The organism is Rhizobium leguminosarum, from assembly GCF_002953715.1.
GTDB lineage: Bacteria > Pseudomonadota > Alphaproteobacteria > Rhizobiales > Rhizobiaceae > Rhizobium > Rhizobium leguminosarum_V.
This window is the reverse complement of the sequence record NZ_CP025012.1, coordinates 982774-1003584: the sequence shown is the minus strand read 5'-3', so window position 1 is coordinate 1003584 and position 20811 is coordinate 982774. Positions and strand designations below refer to the sequence as shown.

21 protein-coding genes are annotated in these 20811 nt (G+C 62.1%); 10 read left to right on the top strand and 11 right to left on the bottom strand.

The window, feature by feature from the left end; translation table 11 throughout:
• Positions 1-3 precede the first annotated feature (3 nt).
• Together CUJ84_RS05160 and CUJ84_RS05155 are read right to left on the bottom strand one after the other, a co-directional pair.
• Positions 4-2361 carry a putative monovalent cation/H+ antiporter subunit A gene (locus CUJ84_RS05160; RefSeq protein WP_105005455.1) on the bottom strand — a complete coding sequence of 786 codons (2358 nt, stop codon included), beginning with the start codon at positions 2359-2361 and terminating at the stop codon, positions 4-6.
• A 209-nt stretch (positions 2362-2570) separates the two neighbouring features.
• A complete protein-coding gene (locus CUJ84_RS05155) occupies positions 2571-2786 on the bottom strand; it encodes a hypothetical protein (protein WP_027685427.1) in 216 nt (71 codons plus the stop codon).
• 187 nt (positions 2787-2973) lie between these two features.
• Between CUJ84_RS05155 and msrB the strand changes: the two genes are divergently transcribed.
• Positions 2974-3387: a peptide-methionine (R)-S-oxide reductase MsrB gene (msrB, locus tag CUJ84_RS05150; RefSeq protein WP_018241252.1), complete on the top strand. Its 414-nt coding sequence runs from the start codon at positions 2974-2976 to the stop codon at positions 3385-3387.
• 105 nt (positions 3388-3492) lie between these two features.
• Positions 3493-4020, top strand: coding sequence for a GNAT family N-acetyltransferase (locus CUJ84_RS05145; RefSeq protein ID WP_105005454.1), 528 nt, complete (start codon positions 3493-3495; stop codon positions 4018-4020).
• Between the two features lie 20 nt (positions 4021-4040).
• On the opposite strand, the gene CUJ84_RS05140 is transcribed toward CUJ84_RS05145, so the two are convergent.
• The 4 genes from CUJ84_RS05140 to CUJ84_RS05125 all read right to left on the bottom strand — a co-directional run bounded on the left by CUJ84_RS05140 (position 4041) and on the right by CUJ84_RS05125 (position 6820).
• Positions 4041-4742 (bottom strand): pentapeptide repeat-containing protein, encoded by a 702-nt coding sequence (locus CUJ84_RS05140; RefSeq protein WP_105005453.1) that lies wholly within the window; start codon positions 4740-4742, stop codon positions 4041-4043.
• Positions 4743-4998: 256 nt separating this feature from the next.
• Positions 4999-5550: a GNAT family N-acetyltransferase gene (locus tag CUJ84_RS05135; protein ID WP_105005452.1), complete on the bottom strand. Its 552-nt coding sequence runs from the start codon at positions 5548-5550 to the stop codon at positions 4999-5001.
• 66 nt (positions 5551-5616) lie between these two features.
• Positions 5617-6285 (bottom strand): PAQR family membrane homeostasis protein TrhA, encoded by a 669-nt coding sequence (gene trhA, locus CUJ84_RS05130; RefSeq protein WP_105005451.1) that lies wholly within the window; start codon positions 6283-6285, stop codon positions 5617-5619.
• A 115-nt stretch (positions 6286-6400) separates the two neighbouring features.
• Positions 6401-6820, bottom strand: coding sequence for a universal stress protein (locus tag CUJ84_RS05125; RefSeq protein ID WP_105005450.1), 420 nt, complete (start codon positions 6818-6820; stop codon positions 6401-6403).
• Positions 6821-7115: 295 nt separating this feature from the next.
• On the opposite strand from CUJ84_RS05125, the gene CUJ84_RS05120 reads away from it, so the two are divergent.
• From CUJ84_RS05120 to CUJ84_RS05110, 3 genes are all read left to right on the top strand, one after another.
• Positions 7116-7976: a VOC family protein gene (locus CUJ84_RS05120; protein ID WP_105005449.1), complete on the top strand. Its 861-nt coding sequence runs from the start codon at positions 7116-7118 to the stop codon at positions 7974-7976.
• 176 nt (positions 7977-8152) lie between these two features.
• On the top strand, positions 8153-9319 hold the full coding sequence (locus CUJ84_RS05115; RefSeq protein WP_027685435.1) for an AI-2E family transporter: 1167 nt from the start codon (positions 8153-8155) through the stop codon (positions 9317-9319).
• A gap of 18 nt (positions 9320-9337) precedes the next feature.
• Complete coding sequence (locus CUJ84_RS05110; protein WP_105005448.1) at positions 9338-10636, top strand: NAD(P)/FAD-dependent oxidoreductase; 1299 nt, start codon at positions 9338-9340, stop codon at positions 10634-10636.
• A gap of 12 nt (positions 10637-10648) precedes the next feature.
• Here CUJ84_RS05110 and CUJ84_RS05105 read toward each other — a convergent pair whose 3' ends face one another.
• The 3 genes from CUJ84_RS05105 to CUJ84_RS05095 all read right to left on the bottom strand — a co-directional run bounded on the left by CUJ84_RS05105 (position 10649) and on the right by CUJ84_RS05095 (position 12580).
• Positions 10649-11206 carry a PH domain-containing protein gene (locus tag CUJ84_RS05105; protein ID WP_105008093.1) on the bottom strand — a complete coding sequence of 186 codons (558 nt, stop codon included), beginning with the start codon at positions 11204-11206 and terminating at the stop codon, positions 10649-10651.
• Between the two features lie 84 nt (positions 11207-11290).
• A complete protein-coding gene (locus CUJ84_RS05100; RefSeq protein ID WP_105005447.1) occupies positions 11291-12088 on the bottom strand; it encodes a polysaccharide deacetylase family protein in 798 nt (265 codons plus the stop codon).
• Between the two features lie 102 nt (positions 12089-12190).
• On the bottom strand, positions 12191-12580 hold the full coding sequence (locus CUJ84_RS05095; RefSeq protein WP_018070902.1) for a DUF930 domain-containing protein: 390 nt from the start codon (positions 12578-12580) through the stop codon (positions 12191-12193).
• Positions 12581-12831: 251 nt separating this feature from the next.
• Here CUJ84_RS05095 and CUJ84_RS05090 point away from each other — a divergent pair, with 251 nt between their 5' ends.
• Positions 12832-14940, top strand: a complete 2109-nt coding sequence (locus tag CUJ84_RS05090; protein ID WP_105005446.1) for a S9 family peptidase — start codon at positions 12832-12834, stop codon at positions 14938-14940.
• 17 nt (positions 14941-14957) lie between these two features.
• Positions 14958-15482: a DUF1697 domain-containing protein gene (locus tag CUJ84_RS05085; protein ID WP_105005445.1), complete on the top strand. Its 525-nt coding sequence runs from the start codon at positions 14958-14960 to the stop codon at positions 15480-15482.
• 11 nt (positions 15483-15493) lie between these two features.
• Here CUJ84_RS05085 and CUJ84_RS05080 read toward each other — a convergent pair whose 3' ends face one another.
• The gene (locus CUJ84_RS05080) at positions 15494-16162 is read right to left on the bottom strand and encodes a TetR/AcrR family transcriptional regulator (protein WP_105005444.1); all 669 of its coding nucleotides are present in this window, start codon (positions 16160-16162) and stop codon (positions 15494-15496) included.
• Positions 16163-16380: 218 nt separating this feature from the next.
• On the opposite strand from CUJ84_RS05080, the gene CUJ84_RS05075 reads away from it, so the two are divergent.
• A complete protein-coding gene (locus CUJ84_RS05075; RefSeq protein ID WP_105005443.1) occupies positions 16381-17328 on the top strand; it encodes a homocysteine S-methyltransferase family protein in 948 nt (315 codons plus the stop codon).
• Between the two features lie 21 nt (positions 17329-17349).
• Positions 17350-17550, top strand: coding sequence for a hypothetical protein (locus CUJ84_RS05070; RefSeq protein ID WP_105005442.1), 201 nt, complete (start codon positions 17350-17352; stop codon positions 17548-17550).
• Between the two features lie 17 nt (positions 17551-17567).
• Here the strand turns inward: CUJ84_RS05070 and CUJ84_RS05065 are convergent, their stop codons facing one another.
• The gene (locus tag CUJ84_RS05065; protein ID WP_105005441.1) at positions 17568-19022 is read right to left on the bottom strand and encodes an MFS transporter; all 1455 of its coding nucleotides are present in this window, start codon (positions 19020-19022) and stop codon (positions 17568-17570) included.
• A gap of 249 nt (positions 19023-19271) precedes the next feature.
• Here CUJ84_RS05065 and CUJ84_RS05060 point away from each other — a divergent pair, with 249 nt between their 5' ends.
• Positions 19272-20774 (top strand): protein adenylyltransferase SelO, encoded by a 1503-nt coding sequence (locus CUJ84_RS05060; RefSeq protein ID WP_105005440.1) that lies wholly within the window; start codon positions 19272-19274, stop codon positions 20772-20774.
• Positions 20775-20811: the final 37 nt, after the last annotated feature.

The following is a 20811-nucleotide window of genomic DNA, read 5'->3' as shown; positions in this document are numbered from 1 at the left end:
CGATCAGCCCTCCGCCGCGGGATCATTGGCGGCAAGCTTGCGCTCGCTGCCGGCGCGGATGCGGATCAGCGCTAGGATGGCAAGGCCGGTGACCGCGACGACGGCGATTTCGCCGAGCGTGTCGGTGCCGCGGAAATCGACGATGATGACGTTGACGACATTGGCGCCGTGGGCGATCGATTTGGAATAGGCGTTGAAGAAGACCGTCAGCGCGTCGTTGAACGGCGCCTCGGTCGCCCGCATCAGCAAAAGCGTGAAGCCGAGGCCGCAGGCGAGCGCCAGCGCACCGTCGAAGAGCTTGCGGCCGAGTGGCCGCCGATCGGCGGGCGAGAGACGGAGCCTGGTCATGACCAGGGCAAGGATCACCACCGAAAGGGTTTCGACCATGAACTGGGTGAAGGACAGATCCGGCGCGCCGAACAGCAGGAAGATGATGGCGACGGCGAAGCCCTGGATGCCGAGCGAGACGATCGCCGTCAGCCGGTCGCGGGCGACGAGCACGGCGGCAAGGCCGAAGGCGGCGATCAGGAAGACCGCCCATTCATGGAGCCTGACACCGGCCGGCCAGGCCGGAAGGCGCGGCAGTTCGCCATAGACAACGAGCGGGACGATGAGGATGGCGGCGACGCAAAGGAAGGTGCAGGTGACATAGATCTCCAGTCGCCCCGGCTGGAGCACACGCATGAGGCGGCCGGAAAAGCGGACAAGGCCCGATAGTGCGACATCAAAGCCATGGTCCGGCCCAGGTCCGGCCGCGCGCAGGAAGACGGCCATCAGGAAACGGGCGCGCGCGAGCTGCCAGTAGACGCCGATGCCGAGCAGCACGGTCAGGGCGGAGAGCGCCAAGGGCAGGCCGATATGCGGCGTCAGCGAAATATCGATTTCGACGGGTGTCTGGCGGATGGCGGAGGCGATCGGCGAGGACAGGACGATATGGGTGAAGGTCGAAAAGATCGCCGCGAGCAGGCCGAGGACGGCGAGAACGGCCGGGCCGAGCCAAAGCAGCAGGGGGGCTTCGTGCGGAGGTTTCGGCGTCTCCGCCGGCTGGCCGAGGAAGGGTTTCAGCGCCACGGCGAAGGCGACGGCGAACATCAGCGCATTGCCGAAGACGGTTATGGCGGTAAAGGTGAGTGCGCGGACATCGCCGCCGATGAGTGCCGTATAGATCTCCTCCTTGGCGAGGAAACCGAAGAAGGGCGGCAGGCCGGCCATCGAGAAGGCCGCCGCAAGTGCGATCATCCAGGTGAGCGGCATCGCCTGCATCAGGCCACGCAGCTTGGTAATATCGCGCGTGCCGGTCTCGTGATCGATGATGCCGGCGACCATGAAGAGAGCGCCCTTGAAGAGGGAATGCGCCACCAGATAGAGCGCCGCCGCCTCCACCGCATGGTCAGAACCGAAGCCGATCAGCATGACAAGCAGGCCGAGCGAGGAGACGGTGGTATAGGCAAGCTTGAGCTTCAGGTCGGTCTGGCGGATGGCCAGCGCGGTGCCGACCACCAGCGTCAGCCCGCCGAAGAAGGGCAGTAGGATTTCCCAGGCAGGCGTTGCCCCCATGACGGGATTGAGCCGCATCAGCAGATAGACACCCGCCTTCACCATCGTCGCCGAATGCAGGTAGGCGGAAACCGGCGTCGGCGCCTCCATGGCGTTCGGCAGCCAGAAATGGAAGGGAAATTGCGCCGACTTGGTGAAAGCGCCGCCCAGGACCAGAAGGAGGGCTGCGAGATAGAACGGGCTTTCGCGCACGACATCGCCCGTTCCCATGAGCCGCGACATCTCAGTGACGCCTGAGATATTCCAGAGCAGCAGCAGACCGGCCAACAGGCAAAGCCCTCCCCCGCCGGTCACAACAAGCGCCTGCAGGGCGGCGCGGCGAGCCGCCGCACGCTCGTGATCGAAGCCGATCAGCAGGAAGGAAGTGATCGACGTCAGCTCCCAGAAAATGAAGAGCATCAGGAAACTGTCGGAAACGACGACGCCGAGCATCGCGCCCATGAAGAGGAAGATGAAGGAGAAGAAGCGGCCCTGATCCTTGTGTCCTTTGAGGTAGCCGCCGGCATACAGCACGATCAGGGTGCCGATGCCGGTGATCAGCAGCGCGAAAGCCAGCGACAGGCCGTCGAGGAACCAGGAAAAGGAGAGATGAAAGCTCGGCACCCAGGAATAGCCGCCGGTGACGACCTCGCCGCGCGCGATATTGGGAATGAAACGCAGAAAATGCAGGAAGGCGAGCAAGGGAGCGATCGCCAGGAGCCAGGCACCGTTTGCGCCGAAGATGCGGATGACGAAGGGGGCGGCAAGAGCGCCGACGAGCGGCAGACACAGGGCCAGAAATGTCAGAGCCGTGACATCGGCCATGTCCCCTCCTCTACTGCATAATTCAAAATGTTACAGTCCTTTGCACGTCCGACACGGCGCGCGGCGCTGTAAAGGCAACAGTCTGTTGCAAGAGCAACAGACGGAAAAAACCGGAGAAAACCGGCCTGTCTTCTGGCTTAGGCGAAACGGGGGAGCGTCTCAAGTGATTTCGGTCGCAGGCCGCACTGCATGGCGATGTTCGACGTCGATCAGGCCATCGATCGGGAAATACGCGACAGCAGCCGGGCGATGCAACCGTGCAGGATGAAGACCACAAGCGTCAGCGGCCAGAGCAGGCAGGCGAAGAGCCCGGCGAGACGATGGAGCGTAAAGCCGTCATGGTTGGCCCAGCCTTCCAACAGCGTGACCGCCATGGCGGCCACGGCCACCAGGCCGTAGAGCAGGACGATTGCTGCCTCAAACACCAGTGATTCTCCAATGCACGTAACATTAACCCTAACAGAAAACCCCTAACGGATGTAAAAGCAAGCGTCTTCCTCCAATTGCGGTATGCCGCCAATCTCATGGCGCGGCGCTGGAGACTTGATGAAGTGAACGCGGCGCACCACATTTTGCGCAAACGGAACCGCCCCTCGGCGAAAGGAGCACCTCATGTCCGAAACTGCGACCACCGCCAAGATCCACAAGACCGATGACGAATGGAAAGAGCAGCTCACCCCCGAGCAATACCGCATCACGCGCCAGCACGGCACCGAACGCGCCTTTACCGGCCCCTACTGGGACTCCTTCGAGACAGGGCTTTACCGCTGCGTCGGCTGTAATGCGCCGCTTTTCCGCTCCGACACGAAATTCGATGCAGGCTGCGGCTGGCCGAGCTATTTCGAAGCAGTGTCGCCCGAAGCCGTGACGGAGCATCGCGACACGGCCTTTGGCATGGTGCGCACCGAAATCCGCTGCGGCAGCTGCGAAGCCCATCTCGGCCACGTCTTTCCCGACGGCCCGCCGCCGACCGGCCTGCGCTACTGCATCAACGGCCACTCCATGGTGTTCGAGCCCGGGAAGTAGGCGCGCAGCCCCGCAATCGGCAAGCGGCCCATACCGATGTGATGGGCCGCTGACTTTCTCCGTCGTTGACGCTATCGACGGATCGGCGATCCCAGGAGAAGGCCGATGGCGCGAGATATCCTGAAGACCGAGCGGCTGACGCTGCGGGAGATCACGCCTGCCGACCTGCCGTTTCTTCACCGTATTTTCGGCGATGCCGAGTCCATGCGTTATTACCCAGGGATAAAGAGTTTCGACGAAACCGCGCGCTGGTTTCAGAGGCTCGCCTTCGACAGTTATACCAGTCAGGGTTTTGGCCTCTGGGCGGTGACGGACCGGCAGAGCGGCACATTGCTGGGCGATTGCGGCATCACGCTGCAGGAAACCTCCGCGGGGCTGGAACCCGAGATCGGCTATCATCTGTGGCGCGACCATTGGGGCAAGGGCTATGCGATCGAGGCGGCCGCCGCCTGCCGCGACCACGCGCTTCAAACCCTTGGACTTGCGCGCATCGTCTCCATCGTCAGGCCCGACAATATTCCCTCGCAGCGCGTTGCGGAGCGGGTGCATCGGCGGCGGGAGACATTCGCCAAAACAGGAAGCCCCGATGGCGGCATGATGGAGTTCTACCTCTACATCACGGACCGCACATAGAGCGGTTCAAACCCGCCTGGTTACTCGTGATCGGCTGGGCAGGGCCAGGTCGTCGGGGCGGAGAGGCCTGTCGGCAGCTTGGTCGAGGCATCGCCGCAGGCAAGATCGATCTGGGCCTGTTCGAGCCCGGCTGCGGCCGAGAGGTCAAGGCCTTCGATGCGGGTCAGGAACATGAAGGCGCGATCAAACATCGGCGTGGTTTCGAAGGTCGCGCCGGAGAGATCGGCACGGGAGAGATTGGCGAAAGAGAATTTCGCCCCCGTCAGTACCGCCTTGTCGAAATCGGCGCGGCCGAGCTCGGCCTTTTCGAAGCTTGCGCCGGCAAGCCGGGCGCCGGCGAAATTGGCGCGCTGCAGCTCGGCGCCGGCAAAGGAAGCGCCATCGGCGGCGATATTGGCGAAGCTGGAGCGATAGGCCTCGATCTTGGCGAAGTTGGCGCCTTCAGCGTGGGCGCCCTCGAGCGAGGCGCGCACCAGCGTCGCCTTCTCCAGATTGGCGGATTTGAAGTTGGCGCCAGCGAGATCGGTCAGCGAGAAATCGGTTCCGACGAGATTGGCGCCTTCGAGATCACTGCCTTGCAACATCAGGTTCTTCTTGGTGCATTCCTGCCAGTCGAGCTTCGGCGAGGCCAGGCTGCCGCAATCGGCCGCCTGTGGGACAACCGGCGCAAATGCCAGAAGGACGAGGGCAAGGAGACCCAGCGACGATCTTTGCATTGCCATTGAACTATTCACCCCCATGACGCTTACATGACGCTTTCAGGCCGCCTTCCGCGAAGCAGCCTGCTTCCACATTCTTACACAGCTCAGACTACAATAAAAAGATGGCCCTCGCCGTTCACAATGGCTTTGCTGATGAGTTTGGGGCTTTGCCCAATGAGTTTGGGGCTTTGCCTGATCACTCTGGGGCTTTGCCGGGCAGGTGGATCAATCCACCTTGCCGGGCAGGCGGATCAACCCGCCTTGCCGGGCAGGCGGATCAACCCGCCTTGCCGGGCAGGCGAAGTTCCATGCAGGTCAGGTCCAGCCAGCGGCCGAATTTGGTGCCGACCTCGGAAAATCTGCCGGCGATGCGGAAACCGAGCTTTTCGTGCAGCCTGACCGAGGCCGTGTTCTCCGCCTCGATACCGGCGATCATCACATGGATGTTGCCGGCGGCAGCACGCGCGACCAATTCCCGCATCAGCCGCTCGCCGATGCCGGCACCGCGGCAATCCTTGTCGACATAGACGGAATGCTCGACCGTGTGCCGGTAGCCGTCGAAGGCCCGCCAGTCGCCATAGGAAGCGTAGCCTGCGACCTTGCCCGACATTTCGGCGACGATGACGGGAAAGCCGCGCGCCTTGCGCGCCCTGAACCATTCCAACCGATTTTCGAGATCGACCAGCGTGTCATTCCAGATCGCTGTCGTGTGCTCGACGGCATGATTGTAGATATCGCGGATGGCGGAAAGATCGGCTTCGGTGGCGTCGCGGAGGAGGACTGCGTCTGTCATGGTGCTCGGGTTCATATTGTTTGCGAAGGCGGGCATACGCCCCGCCTCGAAAGATGTAAACGGCGGATGCCGAAGACGGACGACTTCGGGCACATCAGTCGTTCACAGGCCCGGCGCCGACAGGCTGAAACAGGTGAAGACGGCCGAATAATGCACGGCCGCGGCGGTGACGACGAAACCATGCCAGATGGCGTTCTGAAAGCGCAGCTTCTCCCAGACATGGAAGATGACGCCGAGAGAATAGATGACGCCGCCGATGACGATCAGCAGCATCGAGGCCGAGGGAATGCGCGCGGCGACAGGCCCGGCCACCAGCACGCCGCTCCAGCCCATGGCGAGATAAAGCAGGATGGCAAGCCGGTCGTAACGCCCGGGGAAGACGCATTTCAGGATAATGCCGACGGCGGCGAACAACCAGATCGCGACCAGCATGAACAGGAGCAGCGGGTCGTCGGCGCCGCGTTCGAGGAAGGGCGTGTAGGTGGCGGCGATCAGCAGGAAGATCGCCGAATGATCGAAGCGGCGCAGATACCATTTCGTGCGCGAGACCGGCCAGGCGTTGTAGGAAAAGGAAATGGCAAGCGTCAGCACCAGCCCGACGCTATAGATCCAGGCGGCGGCGAGCGCGCCGTAGGAACTCCAGACCGTGGCGTAGAAGATCAGCACGGTGGCCCCGATCAGAGCCAGCACGAGACCGACACCGTGGACGATACCATCGGCGATCAATTCATATCTGTCGTAAGCCCAGCGAATGCCGTTGAACTCGGCCATGCGCGCAATCCGTTTCATACCCCGATTGCAATCGTCGCATCGAACCGGCGGGCGCGCAACTGCGGCAAAGCGCACGGGCGGTAAATCTTCGTGACAGGCCGCAATTGCGCAAAAATCAAATCTTCTGCCGGTCGACCAGCACCGAGCATTTGGCATGGCGCACGACCCGGTCGGCGGTGGCGCCGATGAAGTAGTTGGAAAAGTCGGGAACGTGCGAGGCGACGATAATCAGGTCAGCGCCGTGGCTTTCGGCGGTCGAGATGATGGCTTTGGCCGGCGGGCCGTTGGCGATCTCGACGGTTGCCGTGACGCCGGCTGCGGCGATCAGCGTTTCCAGCTTCTCGCGGCCATCCTTCATGGCGTCCTCGACCATATTGGCCGGCAGTTCGATCGCGACATAGCTCGGCACGTCCTCGACGACGTTGAGCGCGATGATCTCGCCGCCTGCATCGAGCAGGGACGCCGCCTTGCGGAGGATCCTTTCTCCCTTGTCGATGCCGCCGAGCGCGATCGCTACGATGATCTTTCTGTACATGGCTTCCCTCCATGACTGCGATGTATAAGTTTCCTCTAAAGAAGATATGGACGCATTGATCGCGATCAAGTGGACACAAGTCATCGTCAACACCTGCTCAACGCTTCATCCTCAAAAACGGATCTTCTGTGAACAATCGGAATGCGCCATATAGGGATCAAGTACGGCAGCCCAGGGAGATCAGAGGCGAATGAACCGGCGAAACTTTCTTGGGCTTGCCACAGGCGGCATGTTTGCCGCCACCGCCGGTACGCCTTCTCTCTTACAGGCCAATTCAGAGGCAGGAGAACAATCCATGACGACCGAAACTTCCTATGCGCTGACGCGGCCCGCCTATATCGACCAGTCGCATCTCGTCGTCACTGACCTCGGCCTCGTTTCCGGTTTCTATCAATCGATGCTCGGCCTGAAGGTCATCGAAAAGACGGCGAGCGGCGAGGTGCTGGGTGTCGGCGATCTCCCTTTGCTGACGCTGACGACCGCAAAGGATGCGACCATCGCGCCGCGCAATGCCGCCGGCCTTTTCCACACCGCCTTCCTGATGCCGAACCGGACGGAGCTCGCACGCTGGCTGCGCCATGCGGCACAGAACAACGTGGCGCTCGACGGCGCCTCTGACCATCTCGTCAGCGAGGCGATCTATCTTTCCGATCCGGAAGGCAACGGCATCGAGATCTATGCCGACAGGCCGCACGAACAATGGAAATTCCACCAGGATGGCATGGTGGAGATGGCGACGCTTCGCCTTGACCTGCAGGCGCTCTATAACAGCGCGCCTGATGAGCGCTGGGACGGCATGGCTGTGGGAACGGCGATCGGTCACTTGCATCTGCAGGTCGGCGACATCCCGCAGGCCGACGCCTTTTACCGGGACGTCCTCGGCCTCAAGCTGATGGCGCGTTATCCCGGCGCGAGCTTCTTTGCGAGCGGCGGCTATCATCACCATCTCGGCGCCAATATCTGGAACAGCCGCGGCGCGACGGCGCGCGCCAGCAATATGACCGGGCTTTCGGACTACAAGATCCGTTTCAACGACAAGGCGGCGCTGGATGCGGCGGTCTCCAAGCTCGATGGGCTGGAGATCAAAAGCGAGAAGCGCGACGGCGGCGTATTCCTCAGGGATCCCTGGGGCATCGGCCTGACGCTTTCGGCGTAATTTCCAGGCTGCTGCGGGTCAGCCATAGCGGTTGAAGACGCTGACGCCATGCGGGCAATGCCATCGGCGCAAAGACATGCCGGGCGCGCCTTAACAGACGGTCGTTCCCTCAGGGAACCGGAACCCTATCGGCGCGTTTCCGTGAGGAAGCAATGGGGCTTCGGGGACCTCACCGCATGGGCATCGCCAATGGCATCCGCAAACAAGCAAAGAAGATCGCGATCGGCGAACGCCACACCAGCGCCTGGGCACAGTCGCTGAAGGAAGCTGCGGAAGAACTGCCGCCGCCGCCGCTGCACCGTCTGGAAAAGGATGGGCTCGACGTCAGCATGGCGTGGGCGATCATCGGCATCTTCGGCATTCTCTTTCTTGCCGCTGTCTACCTGATGTCGCTGATCCTCATCCCGATCACGCTTGCCGTCGTCGTCGGCATGATCCTCGGCATGGCAGCAGAAAAGCTCGGCAAGATGGGGGTGCCGCGGCTTGCCAACGCCTTCATGCTGTCGAGCGGCGTGGCACTGGTGATCTTCCTGCTGATCAACTCGCTTGCCGACCCGCTGATGACGCTTGCCAATGAGGGCCCGGCCTTCGCCGAGCGAACCATCAACCGCGTCATGCCTTATCTGGAGCGCATCAAATGGCTGCATATCACGCCGGCGACATTCGAAAGCGGGTCGATGTCGATCGGTGCGCTGCTCGAAAACACCGGCAACGTGCTGCACGTGGTGACGAGTAGCCTGACGCCGGCGCTGGTGCAGGGAATGATCTTCTTTGCGGCGCTGCTGTTCTTCCTCGCTGGCCGGGTCAACCTGCGCAAGACGATCATCATGACCTTCCGCACCCGCACGCAGCGCCTGGCGGCAATCCGTGTCATCAATGCCGTCGAGCAGGTGCTCGGCTTCTATTTCGCCACGGCCTCGCTGATCTATGTCGGGCTCGGCGTGGTCATGACTGTCATCGCCTATGCCGGCGGGCTGTCGGCCCCGGTGCTCTGGGGCTTCTTCGCCTTCCTGTCGAGCTTCATCCCCTATCTCGGCATCACGCTGATGACGCTTGCCGTCGCGGTCGCCGGCATCCTGACCCATGATGGCCTCCTCATCGGACTGATGCCAGCCGCAGCCTTCTTCACCGTGCATCTCCTGATGGAGAACCTGATCTTCCCCGCGGTGATGGGACGGCGGCTGGAAATCAATCCCTTCGTCGTCTTCCTCGCCATCCTGTTCTGGACATGGATGTGGGGTGCCGTCGGCGCGATGCTGGCGCTGCCGCTTTCGCTGATCGTCATGACAATCATCGACGAATTGCTGATCGAGGAAAAACCGCAGCCGCAATTGCCGAAATAGTCAACCGGGGAAACCTTCGTGGCAGCTGATCTCGACCTTACCGAATCCGATCACGACCAGATGGTCAGCGGCCGTTCTCTCTGGGGGAAAAGTGGCATACGGCCCGCATGGCGGCCGGTCGAGCAGAGCTTTTCCACCGACGTCGCCGTGATCGGCGGCGGCATTACTGGCGCATTGGTTGCCGAACATTTGACGGCTCGGGGTTTTTCCGTTGTTGTCATCGACCGGGAGGAGCCCGGTTTCGGCAGCACCGCGGCGAGCACGGCGATGCTGCAATGGGAAATCGACAGCACGCTGACCGAGCTCGAGGATTATTACGGCTTCGAGCGCGCGGCCGGCATCTACCGCCGCAGTGGTGCCGCAGTCGCCGGCCTTTCCAAACTGATCGCCGCAAACGGGATCGCCTGCGGTTTCCGGCCGCGCAACACGCTCTATCTCGCCTCCAATCGCGAAGGCGCGCGCGACCTGCTGGAGGAGCGCCAGCTTCGTCGCCGGGCGGGTCTGCCCGGCGTCTATCTCGAACATCCCGATCTCTTCACACAATTCGAGCTCGACCGCGATGGTGCGATCTATTCGCCGGGTTCGGCGGAGTGCGATCCGCTGCTTCTGACCTGGGCGCTGCTGGAGATGGCCGTCCGGCGCGGCGCGCGGCTGATGCGCGCTTCCGTGGCTGCACTTCACAGCGAAGGCGATCACGTCATGGCGGAGACGGATGGAGGCCACGTCATCGAGGCGCGGCATGTCGTGCTTGCGACCGGCTATTCGATGCCGGGCCTCGACATGCCGAAACTGCACCGGTCGAGTTCGAGCTGGGCGCTCGCCACCGTGGCGCAGGATCCGGCGAATTTCTGGCGCGACAGGGCGCTGATCTGGGAGGACAGCCACCCCTATCTCTACATGCGTACGACGCCGGACAATCGCATCGTCGCCGGCGGCGAGGATGACGAGACGAACGATGCCGAGGTACGAGATCGGAAGCTGCCGGCGAAGATCATCGCAATCCAGGAGAAGATGAAGCGGCTGTGGCCGAAGGCGGATACACGCGTCGCCCATGCCTGGTGCGGCACCTTCGGCGAGACGACCGACGGTTTGCCGCTGATCGGCCCGGTGCCGGAGACGCCGCATGTGTTCGCAGCCTATGGCTACGGCGGCAATGGCATCACCTTTTCCTATCTCGCCGCGCAGATGATCGGCGCCATGCTCGCCGGCATGCAACGAGATTGGTTCGAGGGTTTTGCGGTCGACAGGGATGGGCCGGGTTTGGCGCGTTTTCATTCGGGAGTGTATAGAAGCGAGACCGAAAGCCAAAGGCGCTGATATTTCAGTCGTCTAGCTGGTTTGTTTTCTTGCGCTCATTCGCAATTCTTCAACATGCTTAGCCACTTCGCGAACGTTTGGGATGCCGATAAAGGCGAATTTTTTGACGCTATCCCCGTCTTTCTCCCGCCGGAAAGTGAGGGTTCCCGAGCGGTCCCATTTTTCCCGAACCTCCACAACGTTGATGGCTGTCGGTGCTATCGTCGTTGCTCGGCGCCTGATCAGATTTCGAATGACGAGAAGCCTGCGATCAGTGGCGGCGTAAGCGGTTCGACTCGTAGCAATCATTTCGAAAACAGCGCCCCCGATGGCAGCGACACCGGCGAGCAAAAAGACTCCGGGGAATATGACGCCCATTATTCCATCCGCCTTTTCGAAGATGGCAAGCGCGTTATCAGCCGGCAGAAAGCCAGAGCAACCGCAAATCATACCAATTGCGCCGATAATTAATTCAGGACAGTTAGAAACGAAAGTTCCCCAGGCACTTGGCCGCCCTGTCCAGACAACAATTTCGGAGGGATGAAGCTCATTCTGAATTTCGCCTTCGACATTCCAAATCGCACCAGACATGCGCTCCCCTACGTCCCCCAACCGAACAAACAAGAACAGCATTATTCGTTTTCCAGGGGTGAGCAAGCGAAGAGATCCGAAACCCTACTCCGTCGTCTTGTCGTCGCCGGTGTCCTCGACATCCTCGAGGCGAACGAACTCCGTGCCCTTGGCCTTGAGATCGACCAGCGCCTTCGCCACCCCCTCGCCGGCCGCATGGGTCGGCTGGTTGACGTGGGAAATGACGACATCGCCATCCTTGGCCGAGGCGATGCGCTTTTCGGTGATAACAGCCCCGAGCAGCGAGCCGCCGTCGCCGTTTACGGAATAACCGGCAATGCGATAGCCCATGGCGCGGATCTCGCCGATGGCGGAAAGGTCATATTTGGCGGTCGAGCCGCGGAACCAGTGCGGCGCCGGGATGCCGGCCGCGAGCATGGCAGCAGCGCCGCCTTCGACCTCCTGCCGCACCGCCTGCGGCGAGCCGGCAGACGCGATGCCATAGATCAGCGTCGGCGTGTCGACGGCCGGAATATGGTTCTGGCCATGATTTTCGAGTTCGAAGAGATCGGGATTCTGCAGGAACATGGCGACCGCAGCGGGATTGCGCTTCAGCCAGCGGGCGGTGACGAAGATCGTTGCCGGGATGCGTTCACGCACCAAGGTCGAAAGGATGCGCTCGTCCGCCTGCCCCATGCAGGCATCGAAGGTCAGCGCAACGCGGGCATGGCCGGCGATATTGGAGCGGGCGATATGCAGATGCGGCTCGACGAGTTTTGGTGCCGGCGCCTTCGGGGCCGGACTAACAACTGCCGGAGCGGGCAGCGCTGACGGGATTTCGTCTGCGAATGCAGCGGAGATACTGACGAGAAGGAACGCCAAAGCGAGCAGGATGCGGTTCATACGATGGATTTCTATGATTCGAGCTGCCGATTTTAGCGGCGGCTCTCCCCCGGCGCCATGCGGCCGGATGTCACCGCAGCCGCTTGGACGGACAGGGCAGCATCAATCATAGAGATAATACTTGTCCCACTTCTCGCGCGGCACCTTCTCGCCGATCTCGTAATTGAGCTCGCGCACGTTGATATGCTGCGGACCGGTGATGCAATTGTAGGAGAGATGGTACCAGTCGCCCTTGCTGCGGAAGACAGCACCCGGCGCGTCCAGCGAATTGTCGCCGGGGATCGGGTCCTTGAAGGTGTAGGCGATCACCTTGTCGGGCTTGAAGCCGGTGCTGTCCTTGTTGATGCGGCTCATCGCCTCGGTGTCGCAACTCTGTTCCAGGCGGGTCGAGGGATCGAGTTTTTCCAGCTGCTTCTTGATGGCGGGATCGACGGCAAAGGCGGGGGCTGCAAGGCTTGCGAGGGATACAAACAGGATCAGACGTTTCGGCATTGCGGAGAGAATCCCTTACTGTTCTGCAATTCTTACCCTACCGCCGACAGCTTGCCGGGAGCTTGGCACGTGCAAATTCACTGAGATAGCGGACTTTCTTAAATATTGTGGTGACATCAAGGCAAGACCGGCAGAGCGTCCTCCTTGTCTGTGGAAGGTCATCTGCGCCCTTGCCGCACCCTTGCCGCTTGATCCGGCGGCGGCGCACCTCTATCTCTTGCCAACCCGACATTCCGACCCGGAGCCATTCCTTGTCCGTTTTCAAGAGCCTGCCGACACCGCCTGCCGCACCGAAGAAGCCCATCTCCGATACGCGCCACGGCATTACCCGCACGGACGACTATGCCTGGCTGCGCGCCGACAACTGGCAGGCGATGTTCAAGGATCCGTCGATCCTCGATCCTGAGATCCGCCGCCATCTCGAAGCCGAAAACACCTATATGAACGCGGCGATGGAGGACACCAAGCCGCTGCAGAAGGTGCTGTTTGCCGAAATGCGCGGACGCATCAAGGAAGACGACAGCTCGGTGCCGATGAAGGACGGTGCCTATGCCTACGGCACCTTCTATGTCACCGGCGGCGAACAGCCGCGTTATTTCCGCATCGCCCGCGACGGCAACGTCGCCGACGAGGCGATCCGCACGGTGCTGCTCGACGGCGACAAGGAGGCGGCCGGCAAGGCCTATTTCCGTCTCGCCGGTCTCGACCATTCGAGCGACCACAGCCGCGGCATCTGGGGCTATGACGACAAGGGTTCGGAATTCTTCACGCTGAAGGTACGCGACCTCCAGACCGGGCAAGACCTCGAGGACCGGATCGAGAATACCGGCGGCGGCGGCGTCTGGGCGCCCGACGGCAAGAGCTTCTTCTATTCGGCGCTCGACGAAAACCACCGGCCGTCGAAGGTGTTCCACCATATTCTCGGCCAGCCGCAGTCGGAAGACCGACTGGTCTATGAGGAAGCGGATGCCGGCTTCTTCATGGGTGTCGGCGGCTCGCTGCTCGACGATTTCATCTATGTCGACATTCACGACCACGAGACCAGCGAATACCGGCTGCTGTCGACCAAGGACCTCAAAGCCGAGCCGAAGCTGGTGGCGGCGCGCGAAGAGGGTATCGAATATTCGCTGACCGAGGGCGGCGACGTCTTCTACATCCTCACCAATGACGGCGGCGCCAAGGATTTCAAGATCATGGAAGCGCCGGTCGACAATCCGGTGAAGGAAAACTGGCGCGAAGTGGTCGCCCACAAGCCCGGCACGCTTATTATCAGCCACATGGCCTATGCCCGCCATCTCCTGTGGCTGGAGCGCAAGGACGGGCTGCCGCAGATCATGATCCGCGATCGGGCGACCGGAGAGGAACATGCGATCGCCTTTGCCGAGGAAGCCTATTCACTGGGGCTGCAGGGCGCGGCGGAATATGACACGGATATCATCCGCTTCTCCTATTCCTCGATGACGACACCGTCTCAGCTCTATGATTACAACATGGTGACGCGCGAGCGCACGCTGTTGAAGACGCAGGAGGTGCCGTCCGGCCACAATCCCGACGACTACGTCACCCGCCGCGTCTTTGCCCCGGCGTGGGATGGCGAAAAGGTGCCGGTCACCCTGCTCTATCGCAGGGATACCCCACTCGACGGCAGCGCGCCCTGCCTACTCTACGGCTATGGCGCCTACGGCATCACCATTCCAGCCGGCTTCAACACCAATTGCCTGTCGCTCGCCGATCGCGGCTTCGTCTATGCCATCGCCCATATCCGCGGCGGAAAGGACAAGGGATTTTCCTGGTACGAAGACGGCAAGATGGACAAGAAGACGAACACCTTCAAGGACTTCGTCGCGGCGGCCGATTATCTGAATCAACAGAACTTCACCTCTTACGCGAAGATCATCGCCGAGGGCGGATCAGCCGGCGGCATGCTGATGGGTGCGGTTGCCAACATGGCGCCGGAGAAGTTCGCCGGCCTCATCGCCGCCGTTCCCTTCGTCGACGTGCTCAACACCATGCTCGACGACACTTTGCCGCTCACCCCGCCGGAATGGCCGGAATGGGGCAACCCGATCGACAGCAGGCAAGAATACGAGCAGATCGCATCCTACTCGCCCTATGACAATGTCGGCGCAAAAGCCTACCCGCCGGTCCTGGCGCTCGGCGGCCTGACCGACCCGCGCGTCACCTATTGGGAGCCGGCCAAATGGGTGGCGAAGCTGCGCGACAAGACGACGGGGAACGCGCCGATCCTGCTCAAGACCAACATGGACGCCGGCCATGGCGGCGCCTCGGGCCGCTTCCAACGGCTGGAAGAGATCGCCTTTGAGTATGCGTTTGCGATCAAGGTTGCCGGCAAGATGTAAAGGATTCGGAGGAGCCGATGACGGTCTTTGTAGCATTGCTTCGCGCGGTGAACGTCGGCGGCACCGGCTCTTTGCCGATGGCCGAGCTGAAGGCGGTCTGCGAAGGCCTCGGCTTTTCCGACGTGAAGACCTACATCCAGAGCGGCAACGTGCTTTTCCGCTCGGATGAGGCGGAAAAGACGGTGGAGGAGCGGCTCGACGAGGCGCTCGGCAAGACGATGGGCAAGCGGCCGGGGGTGATGGTGCGCGGCCGCAAGGAACTCGACGGAATCGTTGCCAACGCACCCTTTCCCGATGCCAAGCCGAACTTCCTGCTCGTCTACTTCCTGCCCGAAAAGGCGCCCGGCGATGCGCTGGCGACGATGGTTACGCCCGACGGCGAGGAGGCGAAACTCGCCGGCCGGGAAATCTACGTGCATTACCCCAACGGCTCCGGCCGCTCGAAGCTGAAGCTGCCGGCACTGAAGACTGGAACGTCGCGCAATCTCAACACCGTGCGAAAGCTCGCGGAAATGGCCGCGGCGATGGAAGGCAAGGACTGACGCCCAAAAAGCTAGTGCGGCTCTGCGCCTCCATGAAAGGCTGACCCGCTCGACGCCTTCGGCATCTCCGCCACCGGCAGGAAGAGCATCTTCACGAAGGTGCGGAGCATCAGCACCTGTTCGGCCAGCGTGTTCGGCTCCTTCAGCGTCTTCGACAAAACGATGCCGCCTTCCAGGACGGAGGACACCATGTCGGCAAGCTGGTCAACGTCGACGGGTTCGCGTAGCGGATAGACGGCCACGATATCCCGGATCATGCGGCCAAAGCGCCGCCGCCAGGCAAGCACCGCATTCCGGTTGATCTCCTGTATCTCCCGGTCGAACAGCCGCTCGTAGTAGCAGATGCCCGCCACAAGGCAGCCCGGATGGCCGTTCGGCAGGTCCGAGAGCAATTCGGAAAGCAGCTTCAGGCCGATCAGGAAGGACTGCAGCGGATCGCCGGTCAGCTCGCGCGCGCGGTTGAAGATCTCGTCGTAGATGCGCTCGTCATTTTCGATGTAGCGATTGAGCAGCGCCTTGGCGAGCTCGTTCTTGTCCCTGAAATGATAGAAGAAGCCGCTCTTGGTGATGCCGGTCTCGGCGATCAGCTCCTCGATGGAGGTGCCGCCGAAACCCTTCTGCAAGACTGCCGCTTCGGCCACATCGAGGATGCGGGTTCGCGTTTCCTCGCCCTTTCGCATGTCCCCTCCTGTACCGCCGGTACAGTTTTCAGCGCCGCTCATTCAGGCTTGCTTGCGCCCCCGACGGCTTCGGCTGAAGCAAGCGATTGATATCAATCGGCAAAAACCAAAACCGCCTGGAGTATACCTCAAGTCGCCTAGTTTGGCAGCCGATTAAGCGCCAGAACATCATTCATCGACGGCAGCCAATCGGGTGCCGCGAGGGAGAGGTTTCAACAATGGCAAAGTACAGAAATGGTTTGCCGCAGCTCAAAGGCGGCACCTTCATTACCGATGGCGGCATGGAAACGACGATGATCTTCCAGGAAGGGATCGAGCTTCCGCATTTCGCCGCCTTCATATTGCTGTCTTCCGAAGAGGGGCGGCAGCGCATGCGGAATTACTATCGCCGTTATCTCGATATTGCACGACGGCACGGAACGGGCTTCGTGCTCGACACCGCCACATGGCGGGCTAATCCGGACTGGGGGCAGAAGCTCGGCTATACCAGCGAAGCCCTGAAGGCGGTCAACGAGGAGGCCATCGACCTGCTGATCGGCTTGCGCAGCGCCTATGAGCGGCCGGAGCAGCCGATCGTCATCAGTGGCGCGATCGGCCCGCGCGGCGACGGCTACAAGGCAGGCTTCATGGATGCGGCCGAAGCGGAAGACTACCACGCCCTTCAGATCGGGACTTTTGCCGGCACGGAAGCCGACATGGTGAGCGCCTTCACGCTGACCAACATCGACGAGGCGATCGGCGTGGCGCGGGCGGCACAGTCGCTCGGCATACCCTCGGCCATCTCCTTCACGCTGGAGACGGATGGCCGGCTGGTGACCGGCCGCAGCATTCAGGACGCCATCGAGACGACGGATGCGGCGACCGGCGGAGCGCCGGCCTATTACATGATCAACTGTGCCCATCCGACGCATTTCGAAACAGCACTCGATCTCGGAAGCGCCTGGGTGAAGCGCATTTCCGGCATCCGCGCCAATGCCTCGACCATGAGCCATGAGCAGTTGGACAATAGCGAAACGCTGGATGCGGGCGATCCCGAAGATCTCGGCCGCCGCTACCGCAAGCTCATCGACCGCATGCCTGCGGTGCGCGTGCTTGGCGGCTGCTGCGGCACCGACCACCGCCATGTCGCGGCGATCTGCGAGGCATGCCTGCCGCAGGCGGCGTAACGACCTGAGAGGGAGGAGAGAATGACGATTGGGGGCACGATGATGCGTGAGCGCCGCTGGCACGATCTGTGGCTTGTGATCACGGGACGGCAGAGGCGCACCGAGCCCGAGGCCGCCGTGGAGGTGGCGCTGCGGGATAGTGATCTCGCCTTCGGGGGCTTGCCCGGCCCGATGACCTACGGGCTCGAGGCGGACCGGTGCGAGGGCCTAGGCGGCTGCTGACGAAGGGAAAGGCGGCGTCAGCCTTTGGCGACGGCGCCTTTCGTCCGTTTGGCCTTGTAGCCGGTGATCTCCTCGCCGGCAGTCGGCGAGAAGCGCAGGTTCCAGAAGGTTGCGGTGATCGAGATGATCGTGACGACGACGAAGGCCGCCGAGAAATCGCCAAGGGCCGGCGTTTCGGCGCCATTGAAGGCCATGGAGCCGTGCAGCGCCAAGGCGCCGATGCAGATGCCGAGCGACAGCATCAGTTGCTGGAAGGTGGTGTAGAAGCTCGTGGCCGAGCTCATCCGCTCCTTGCTGATCTCGTCATAGGCAATGGTATTATAGGCCGTGAACTGGAACGACAGGAAGAAGGCGCTGAGCACCAGGACGATAAAGATCAGCGGCATCGGCCAGTCCGGCCGGAAGGCGGCGCAGAGGCCATAGCCGATCGTACCGAGGATACCGTTGAGGATGAGGCTCCTGCGGAAGCCCAGCCGGCGGAAGACAAACTTCGCCATCGGCTTCATGGCGAGAGCGCCAAGCGCGGTCGCGATGATAATCTGGCCGGCAGCGGCGGCAGACAGGCCGAAGCCGATCTGGAAGAGCAGCGGCAACAGGAAGGGCTGCGCCCCCTGGGTGATGCGCGTCAGCGAACCGGCGATCACAGACGTGCCGAAGCTCGGCACCTTCATCAGCGAGAAATCCATGATCGGCGACGGGTGCTTGCGGGCATGTCTGAGATAGGCGATGCCGAAGAGCAGGCCAAGCGCGATCAGGAAGATCGAAAACGCAGCCTCCCCCTCATGGCTCGACATTTCGAAACCGAAGAGCAACGAACCGAGCGAGATGCCGGAAAGGACGAAACCGATCGTATCGAACGGACCGCTTGCCTTGCCCTTGACCTCGTCGATGTAGATCGAGACGAAGATCATGCCGATGATGCCGATCGGCACATTGATATAAAAGATCCAGCGCCAGTCGAGATAGGTGACGATGAAGCCGCCAAGCGGCGGGCCGACGATCGGGCCGATCAGCGCCGGTACGAGCAGCCAGGACATGGCGCTGACCATATCCTTGCGGTCGACGCTGCGCATCAGCACCAGGCGCCCGACCGGCATCATCATCGCGCCGCCGATGCCCTGAAGCAGCCGCGCCAGCACCAGGAATGACAGCGTCGGCGCGAGAGCGCAGAGGATGGAGCCGACGACGAAGACGGCGATCGCCGAGCGAAAAACGGTGCGAGAGCCGAAACTGTCGGCCATCCGGCCGCTTGCAGGAATGAAGATCGCAAGGCTCAGGAGATAGGAGGTCAGGGCGATCGACATGGCCGGGGCGCCGACGCCGAAATCGCGCGCCATGGTGGGCAGCGCGGTCGCAAGCACGGTCGCGTCGATGTTTTCCATCAGCATCGCACTCGCGACAATCATCGCGATCACCCGGAAATTGGGCGTGGCGCGCCGAACCATCGGCGCCTGGTAAATCTGATCCGACATCGTCCGGGATCACTCGCGGTGGCGCGGCGGAGCACACAAGGCAGCAAGGCCGCGGGGGATGACATGGCGCAAAGCCAAGGGGAGACGATTTGCTATACGCCCGCGATCATGGCGGCGCTATGTCGTTTATGGCAAAGCTGCTTTGACGAGAGGTAAAGGCAGATCACGATTCCTTGCATGGATCTGTTCTTCGTGAAGGACTTCATCGCCCGGCTTGCGCGGCATGCATCCTAGCCCTACCTATGAACCATGACCTCCGCCCTGCAGAAAAACCGGCCCGGTGCGGCCTTTCCGTTCGACAACAGCTATGTCGGTTTGCCCCAGCACTTCTTTGCGGCGCAAGCGCCGACTGCGGTGGCGGAGCCCTGGCTGATCAAGCTCAACGAGCCGCTCGCTGCCGAGCTCGGGCTCGACGTCGAGGCCTTGCGCCGCGACGGTGCGGCGATCTTTTCCGGCAACCTCGTTCCCGAAGGGGCCGAGCCGCTGGCAATGGCCTATGCCGGGCATCAGTTCGGCGGCTTCTCGCCGCAGCTCGGTGATGGTCGGGCGATCCTTCTCGGCGAGGTCATCGACCGCAGCGGCAAGCGCTACGATATCCAGCTGAAGGGCGCCGGACCGACGCCTTTTTCGCGCCGCGGCGATGGGCGGGCGGCAATCGGGCCGGTATTGCGCGAATATATCATCAGCGAGGCGATGTTTGCGCTCGGCATTCCCGCCACACGGGCGCTGGCGGCGGTGACGACAGGCGAGCCGGTCTATCGCGAAGAGGTGCTGCCAGGCGCGGTCTTCACCCGCGTCGCGGCCAGCCATATCCGCGTCGGCACGTTCCAGTACTTCGCGGCCAGGGGCGACACCGACGGTGTGCGGGCTCTGGCCGACTATGTGATCGACCGGCACTATCCCGCATTGAAAGAGGCCGAGAACCCGTATCTCTCGCTCTTCGAAGCGGTCTCCGAACGCCAGGCGGCGCTGATTGCCCGCTGGCTGCATGTCGGCTTCATCCATGGCGTGATGAACACGGACAATATGACCGTCTCCGGCGAGACGATCGATTTCGGCCCCTGCGCTTTCATGGATGCCTATGATCCGGCGACCGTTTTTTCGTCGATCGACCAGCATGGCCGTTACGCCTATGCCAACCAGCCCGGCATCGGCCAATGGAACCTCGCAAGGCTTGGCGAAACGCTGCTGCCGCTGATCGACGCCGACCCCGACAGCGCGGTCGACAAGGCCAATGTGGTGATCAAGAGTTACGGCGAACGCTTCCAGGCGCATTGGCTGGCCGGCATGCGCGAAAAGATCGGCCTTGCCGGCGAAGAGGACGGCGATCTCGAAGTGGTGCAGGCGCTGCTGTCGCTGATGCAGGCGCAGGGCGCCGATTTCACCCTGACCTTCCGGCGGCTGTCGGATCTTGCCGGCGATGATGCTGTAGAGCCCGCATTTGCGGCAAGTTTCCGCGAAGCGGACGCCTGCGGCCCCTGGCTCACGCAGTGGCGCGAGAGGCTGTCCCGCGATCCGCAGACGGCCACCGAGCGCGCCATTGCCATGCGCAGCGTCAATCCGGCCTTCATTCCGCGCAATCACCGGGTCGAACAGGCGATCAAGGCTGCCGTCGAGGACGGGGATTTCTCGCTGTTCGAGGCGCTGCTGAGCGTGCTTTCGAAACCCTATGAGGACCAGCCGGGCTTTGCCGCCTATAGGGAACCGCCGAAGCCTGACGAACGAGTGCTTGCGACCTTCTGCGGAACGTGACGGGCGGTCTTGCCCGTTTCGGTGGAGCATTTGTGCC

Bases quoted from the DNA above. Each gene is read 5' to 3' on its own strand.
- CUJ84_RS05095 (WP_018070902.1), bottom strand. From the start codon at position 12,580: ATGCCGAAACGTCTGATCCTGTTTGTATCCCTCGCAAGCCTTGCAGCC.
- CUJ84_RS05125 (WP_105005450.1), bottom strand. From the start codon at position 6,820: ATGTACAGAAAGATCATCGTAGCGATCGCGCTCGGCGGCATCGACAAG.
- CUJ84_RS05065 (WP_105005441.1), bottom strand. From the start codon at position 19,022: ATGTCGGATCAGATTTACCAGGCGCCGATGGTTCGGCGCGCCACGCCC.
- CUJ84_RS05140 (WP_105005453.1), bottom strand. From the start codon at position 4,742: ATGGCAATGCAAAGATCGTCGCTGGGTCTCCTTGCCCTCGTCCTTCTG.
- msrB (WP_018241252.1), top strand. From the start codon at position 2,974: ATGTCCGAAACTGCGACCACCGCCAAGATCCACAAGACCGATGACGAA.
- CUJ84_RS05145 (WP_105005454.1), top strand. From the start codon at position 3,493: ATGGCGCGAGATATCCTGAAGACCGAGCGGCTGACGCTGCGGGAGATC.
- CUJ84_RS05060 (WP_105005440.1), top strand. From the start codon at position 19,272: ATGACCTCCGCCCTGCAGAAAAACCGGCCCGGTGCGGCCTTTCCGTTC.
- CUJ84_RS05115 (WP_027685435.1), top strand. From the start codon at position 8,153: ATGGGCATCGCCAATGGCATCCGCAAACAAGCAAAGAAGATCGCGATC.
- CUJ84_RS05085 (WP_105005445.1), top strand. From the start codon at position 14,958: ATGACGGTCTTTGTAGCATTGCTTCGCGCGGTGAACGTCGGCGGCACC.
- CUJ84_RS05100 (WP_105005447.1), bottom strand. From the start codon at position 12,088: ATGAACCGCATCCTGCTCGCTTTGGCGTTCCTTCTCGTCAGTATCTCC.
- CUJ84_RS05080 (WP_105005444.1), bottom strand. From the start codon at position 16,162: ATGCGAAAGGGCGAGGAAACGCGAACCCGCATCCTCGATGTGGCCGAA.
- trhA (WP_105005451.1), bottom strand. From the start codon at position 6,285: ATGGCCGAGTTCAACGGCATTCGCTGGGCTTACGACAGATATGAATTG.
- CUJ84_RS05160 (WP_105005455.1), bottom strand. From the start codon at position 2,361: ATGGCCGATGTCACGGCTCTGACATTTCTGGCCCTGTGTCTGCCGCTC.
- CUJ84_RS05120 (WP_105005449.1), top strand. From the start codon at position 7,116: ATGACGACCGAAACTTCCTATGCGCTGACGCGGCCCGCCTATATCGAC.
- CUJ84_RS05075 (WP_105005443.1), top strand. From the start codon at position 16,381: ATGGCAAAGTACAGAAATGGTTTGCCGCAGCTCAAAGGCGGCACCTTC.
- CUJ84_RS05135 (WP_105005452.1), bottom strand. From the start codon at position 5,550: ATGCCCGCCTTCGCAAACAATATGAACCCGAGCACCATGACAGACGCA.
- CUJ84_RS05070 (WP_105005442.1), top strand. From the start codon at position 17,350: ATGACGATTGGGGGCACGATGATGCGTGAGCGCCGCTGGCACGATCTG.
- CUJ84_RS05105 (WP_105008093.1), bottom strand. From the start codon at position 11,206: ATGTCTGGTGCGATTTGGAATGTCGAAGGCGAAATTCAGAATGAGCTT.